Here is a 4,960-nt window from a genome sequence, read left to right as displayed (position 1 = left end):
ACAGTAAATATAACGATATTTTTAATTGATTGTTATTTTTATAAAAAAAATGCAAAAAACTACATCCATTTTAAATACTGATTTATGAAGGTATTGATGCTTATTACCTTTTAAGATAATAAGACTATTTAATTTATAATGTACGTGCAATGGTAAAAAGTACTATGAAGAATTTGTAAGTGTAGAAAATGCTTTTTATTTATAAAGTCGGGGACTATTAAATACTTGGATCTCTATTTTTTTTCTTTGTCACTATCAAATAGTTCGTGTAATTTTTGTTGCAAGAGTTTTTTGTCAGGAAGTTGAGTTTTGTATTCAGAAACCATTGTTGGTGAAAGACTTCTACTTAAAGCATACTCTACGACTTCAGTATCTTTGTCTTTGCATAACAAAATTCCAATACTAGGATTTTCATTTTGCTTTTTAACGTCTCTGTCCAAGGCTTCCAGATAAAAATTCAATTGCCCCAAATGTTCAGGCTTGAATTTATCTGTCTTTAATTCAAAGGCTACCAAACATTGTAAACCACGATGATAAAATAAAAGGTCAATGTAAAAGTCGCTATAGCCAACTTGTAACCTATATTCTTCTCCAATAAAAAGGAAGTCTTTCCCAAGTTCCAGAATAAAGTTTTTCATTTGTTTTACAAGTCCATCTTGCAAATCGCTTTCACTGTGTTTTTCTGGTAAACTCAAAAATTCAAATACATAGCTATCTTTAAAGGCATTTGAAAAATCATGGTTAGATTCACTTAGTGTTGTTGAAAACTTTGAGTTTCCTATCATAATCCGCTCAAAAAGACTAGCTGATATTTGTCGTTCGAGTTCTCTAAAACTGTAATTTTCTTGTTTTGAAAACTTTAAATAAAATTCTCTTTCTTCAATCGTCTTACATCTTGAAAAGATAGCTAAATTGTGAGACCAGCTAATTTCTCTCAACAGTGTTGAGAGTTTTGGAAAGTCCTTGTAAGCTTCGTAAAATTGTTTCATCCTCCAAATATTCTTATTGGAAAAACCTTTTAAGTCTGGTTCGTTTTGTTGGATGTATTTTGCTAATTCAGTAACTACAGAGTCTCCCCATTCAGATTGTTCAATTTTCCTGCTAATATATTCTCCAATGTTCCAATAAAGATTTATCAATTCAGCATTGACGGCTCTTATTGCATTCGCCTGAGATTGTTTAATTAGTTGTATAATATCAGTAAACCGATTGTCCATATTTTTCTTTTATGCTACAAATTTATAAATTAATCCATTGTTCATTAGCTTGTTGGAATTAATTAATATAATAGCGATGATAAGTTCAAAGGAACAAAATAGCAAGACCAGCAACTTATGCGATGAGTTGCTGGTCTGAACATAATTGTTGCTAAAAATAATGATGCTTTAATCTACACTTTTGCACTTGTTATATTATGAAAAATACTTCGTTTTCCCCGGAATAGCTACAGGATAATTTCCATTAGCATCTGGTTTCAAAGGCATATCAGCATCCCATGCCAAAGTTTTTGGCATAATATCAATCCCTGAATTAATGGCTTTGTCCCATTCAATCACTTGTCCTGAATAAGTAGCCATTCTGCCTAAAATAGAAGTCATTGTTGACTTCGCACCGTTTTCGGCATCAGCAAATTTGTATTCACCTTTAGCAATGGCTTCAAACAGTTCATCATGTTCGGTTTGATAAGGTTGATTCTCCTTATTTTTCTTATCAAACGCATATAACGAGTTGCCTTTATGGTCCGTGATTTTAGCGGCATCAAACTGAATTTTACCTTTAGTCCCTACCACCAATTCATCTACTTTAGCCCAAGTACCTTTCATGTGACGACATTGAGAATTCAAAATAGTGCCATCGGCATATTCAAATTCTACCAAGTGGTGGTCAAATATTTCACCAGTATCTTTTCCTTTACGTACTTCTCTACCACCAGTACCCCTTGCTCTAACTGGATAACCATTTTTTGCCCAATTGATTACATCAATATTATGGATATGTTGTTCAGTAATATGGTCGCCACAAAGCCAGTTGAAATAATACCAGTTGCGCATTTGATAGTCCATTTCAGTTTGCCCAGGTTTGCGAGGATTCGTCCAAACGCCATCATTATTCCACCAAGCAGAAGCCGAAACAATATCTCCGACCATGCCATCTTGCAGGCGTTTCATCAATTCGCGGTACGAATTCTGATAATGTCTCTGTAAACCAACTACCACATTTAGCTTTTTAGCCTTTGCTTTTTCGGCAGCGGCTAATACTCTTTGGATACCCGCAGGGTCTGTAGCCACAGGTTTTTCCATGAAAATATGTTTTCCTGCATTTACGGCTGATTCAAAGTGCATCGGACGAAACCCTGGAGGCGTAGTAAGAATCACTACATCAGCCAAAGGAATAGCTTTCAGATAAGCATCGAATCCGGTAAATTTATGGTCTTCAGGTACATTGATTTTTGCTTTTAAATGCGCTTGGTCATCACTCGTTATATTTTCATAACACTGATTCAAGCGGTCTTTGAAAGCATCGGCCATCGCTACTAGCTTAACATTCTGCTTAGTGCTTAATGCCTGAACTACTGCTCCTGTGCCTCTACCTCCGCAACCAATGACAGCAATTTTTATGGTATCATCCGAATTGCTATTGAAGAATGAAGCTTCAGATAAAAACGGAGTGGTTAATAATCCACCTGTAATGATGGAAGTACTTTTTACGAAATCTCGTCTATTAAAATTCATAGTAAATAAGAGTTGTGAATTGTGAATTTTTAAATCTCCAAAAATCTGTGATTAAATATTTTTCCCGCTGATTTCCGCTGAAAAAAATACGCTGATAACGCTGATTAATACTTGAAAAATCTGTGTAAATCTGCGGTTTAAAATCTCAAAATCTGCGGGTAAATCTCTTCCTTACTTCAATACACTTTCAAAAAAAGCATCAACCTCTTCCTTTGTTGGTTGTTTTACAGGTCTGATGATTCTGAAACCTACGAAGGGAGAATCAGCATTCCACCATTTACTTTTTGGAATTTGTGGGTCTCTTCTGTTCCAAATGGCGTCAGATTTTAGACGATTAGCACTACGCAATTGTATGGCTTCATCTTGATAATTCCCCCCTTTCACAGTGCTTGGATAACGTTTTAATTTTGTATTATAAGGATTAACCTCATTCGCTTGTATCTTCTGATAAAAGCTTTCATCGTATTGATCAAGCGTCCACTCCGCTACATTGCCTAGCATATCATATAATCCCCAAGCATTAGGCTTTTTCTCGCCTACGTGATGGTATTTATCCTCTGAATTACTTTTAAACCAAGCATAATCTCCTATTTTAGTAGCATCATTGCCAAAGAAATAAGCTGTACTACTTCCCGCCCTACACGCATATTCCCATTCGGCTTCCGTTGGTAGTCTGTGAAAAATACCTGTTTTATAATATAACCATTTGCAATACATCAATGCGGCGTATTGTTGCATAGAATTAGCAGGAAAGCCTCCTACTTTTCCCATACCCAAAGTAAAATCTATATAAGGTGGACTAGGACGAGTAATAGCATCTGGTTTGGGTTCTGGGTCTCTTTCCTCCTCAAAAAACAACTGATATTCGTCGTAAGTTACTTCATATGCTCCCATCCAAAAGGGCTCAATTTTTACTTTTACTTGTGGACTTTCATCGGCTTCGTGTCCTTGTTCTGACGCTGGACTTCCCAAGGTGAATGTTCCCGCAGGAACAGGCACCATTTTATATTTTACGGTAGTGTTCGGAATAGTTTGCTCGTAAGGCTTAAAATCTTGAGCAACAGTTTCTTGAAAAAGAATAATTAAAAAGATTAAGAGTGTTTTTTGCATAGTATGTTTAAAGTAAGCTGTGGTAAAATTAAAAAAAATATTTTTTGACCATATCCTGTTTAATCTGTGCAAAACTTATTGGGCAAAGTAGGCATTAAAGCCCTTTGATTGCCATTTCAAGATTTTTTCATCCTTTATTTCAGCAATCATTACTTCACAATTCGGCATGGATTTTATTAACTTCAACGCCTTTTTTATACTTAACACACTACAAGCAGTAGCCAGCCAGTCGGCAGTTGCACCATCTGGAGCGATGACTGTTACATTTTTGCGTTCGGTTAAGCCCATTCCTGTAGCAGGATTTACGATATGGGAATAATACTTTCCATTGAATGTTACATATTGATACATATCGCCAGAAGTAGCCACCGCTTGATTTTGTAGCACTAAGTATTGTTGTATTAGCTCTTCTGAATTGGGGACATTAATCCCAATTTTCCAGCCCGATGTGCCTTCCCAACTCATGGCTAAATCTCCTCCAGCATCTACCAAAACTTTTTTAAATCCTTTTGCTCGATAAAAATCTACAATTACTTGCGCAATATATCCTTTGGCAATTCCGCCTAAATCTAATAAAGTATTAGGCTTTGATAGTCTGACACTTTTATTAGCAGGGTTCATCTGGATAGCACGATAGCCTACCGTTTTAATGGCCTCTTGCAAAACTATAGGTTGGGGTAAAATTTTATCTTTTCTGGTTTTTCTCCATAGCTTTACCACCCTACCAATACTAATATCAAAAGCACCATCGCTTTTCTGAGAAGCTTGTACTGATTTTTGTAAAATATCCCACAAGGCAGGCGTCACCTGTGTAAAAGATTTTTGTCCTGCTTTTGTACTCAATTTTGAAAGCTCACTATTTTCAAGATAATCGCTATAAATAAGGTTGAGCGAATCCACGAGCAGATAAGCCTGTTTCGTAACTTCTTTAATTTGGATAGAGTCGTTTGCGTAAACAGTAATGTTAAAAGGAGAGCCCATTTTGGGCTGTGAGAAATTAAATTTTAGTGACTGACCAAACGAATATGTTAGTGGAAATAATAAAAAAATAAAAAACAGTTTCATGAATTGGAATTTTACAATCATTTAATAAGAATTTTTATCGAAATCTTTTAAAA

Annotated in this window: 4 protein-coding genes; all 4 read right to left on the bottom strand. The window is 35.5% G+C overall.

The genetic code is table 11. The features are described 5' to 3' along the window. Positions 1–233: 233 nt before the first annotated feature. The 4 genes from AC07XN_RS23425 to AC07XN_RS23410 all read right to left on the bottom strand — a co-directional run bounded on the left by AC07XN_RS23425 (position 234) and on the right by AC07XN_RS23410 (position 4,823). The gene (locus AC07XN_RS23425) at positions 234–1,217 is read right to left on the bottom strand and encodes a PDDEXK nuclease domain-containing protein (RefSeq protein ID WP_494744809.1); all 984 of its coding nucleotides are present in this window, start codon (positions 1,215–1,217) and stop codon (positions 234–236) included. Positions 1,218–1,412: 195 nt separating this feature from the next. Then, positions 1,413–2,732 carry a Gfo/Idh/MocA family protein gene (locus AC07XN_RS23420; protein WP_494744808.1) on the bottom strand — a complete coding sequence of 440 codons (1,320 nt, stop codon included), beginning with the start codon at positions 2,730–2,732 and terminating at the stop codon, positions 1,413–1,415. 171 nt (positions 2,733–2,903) lie between these two features. After that, the gene (locus tag AC07XN_RS23415; protein WP_494744807.1) at positions 2,904–3,842 is read right to left on the bottom strand and encodes a formylglycine-generating enzyme family protein; all 939 of its coding nucleotides are present in this window, start codon (positions 3,840–3,842) and stop codon (positions 2,904–2,906) included. Positions 3,843–3,917: 75 nt separating this feature from the next. Next, entirely contained in the window at positions 3,918–4,823 is a 906-nt protein-coding gene (locus tag AC07XN_RS23410) for an FAD:protein FMN transferase (protein ID WP_494744806.1), read from the bottom strand. Positions 4,824–4,960: the final 137 nt, after the last annotated feature.

This window comes from Arcicella sp. GW458-12-2-14-TSB2, from assembly GCF_059423785.1.
This window is presented reverse-complemented; position numbering and strand designations above follow the sequence as displayed.

Excerpts from the sequence above, each read along its gene's own strand:
- AC07XN_RS23425 (WP_494744809.1), bottom strand. The coding sequence starts at position 1,217 with ATGGACAATCGGTTTACTGATATTATACAACTAATTAAACAATCTCAG.
- AC07XN_RS23420 (WP_494744808.1), bottom strand. The coding sequence starts at position 2,732 with ATGAATTTTAATAGACGAGATTTCGTAAAAAGTACTTCCATCATTACA.
- AC07XN_RS23415 (WP_494744807.1), bottom strand. The coding sequence starts at position 3,842 with ATGCAAAAAACACTCTTAATCTTTTTAATTATTCTTTTTCAAGAAACT.
- AC07XN_RS23410 (WP_494744806.1), bottom strand. The coding sequence starts at position 4,823 with ATGGGCTCTCCTTTTAACATTACTGTTTACGCAAACGACTCTATCCAA.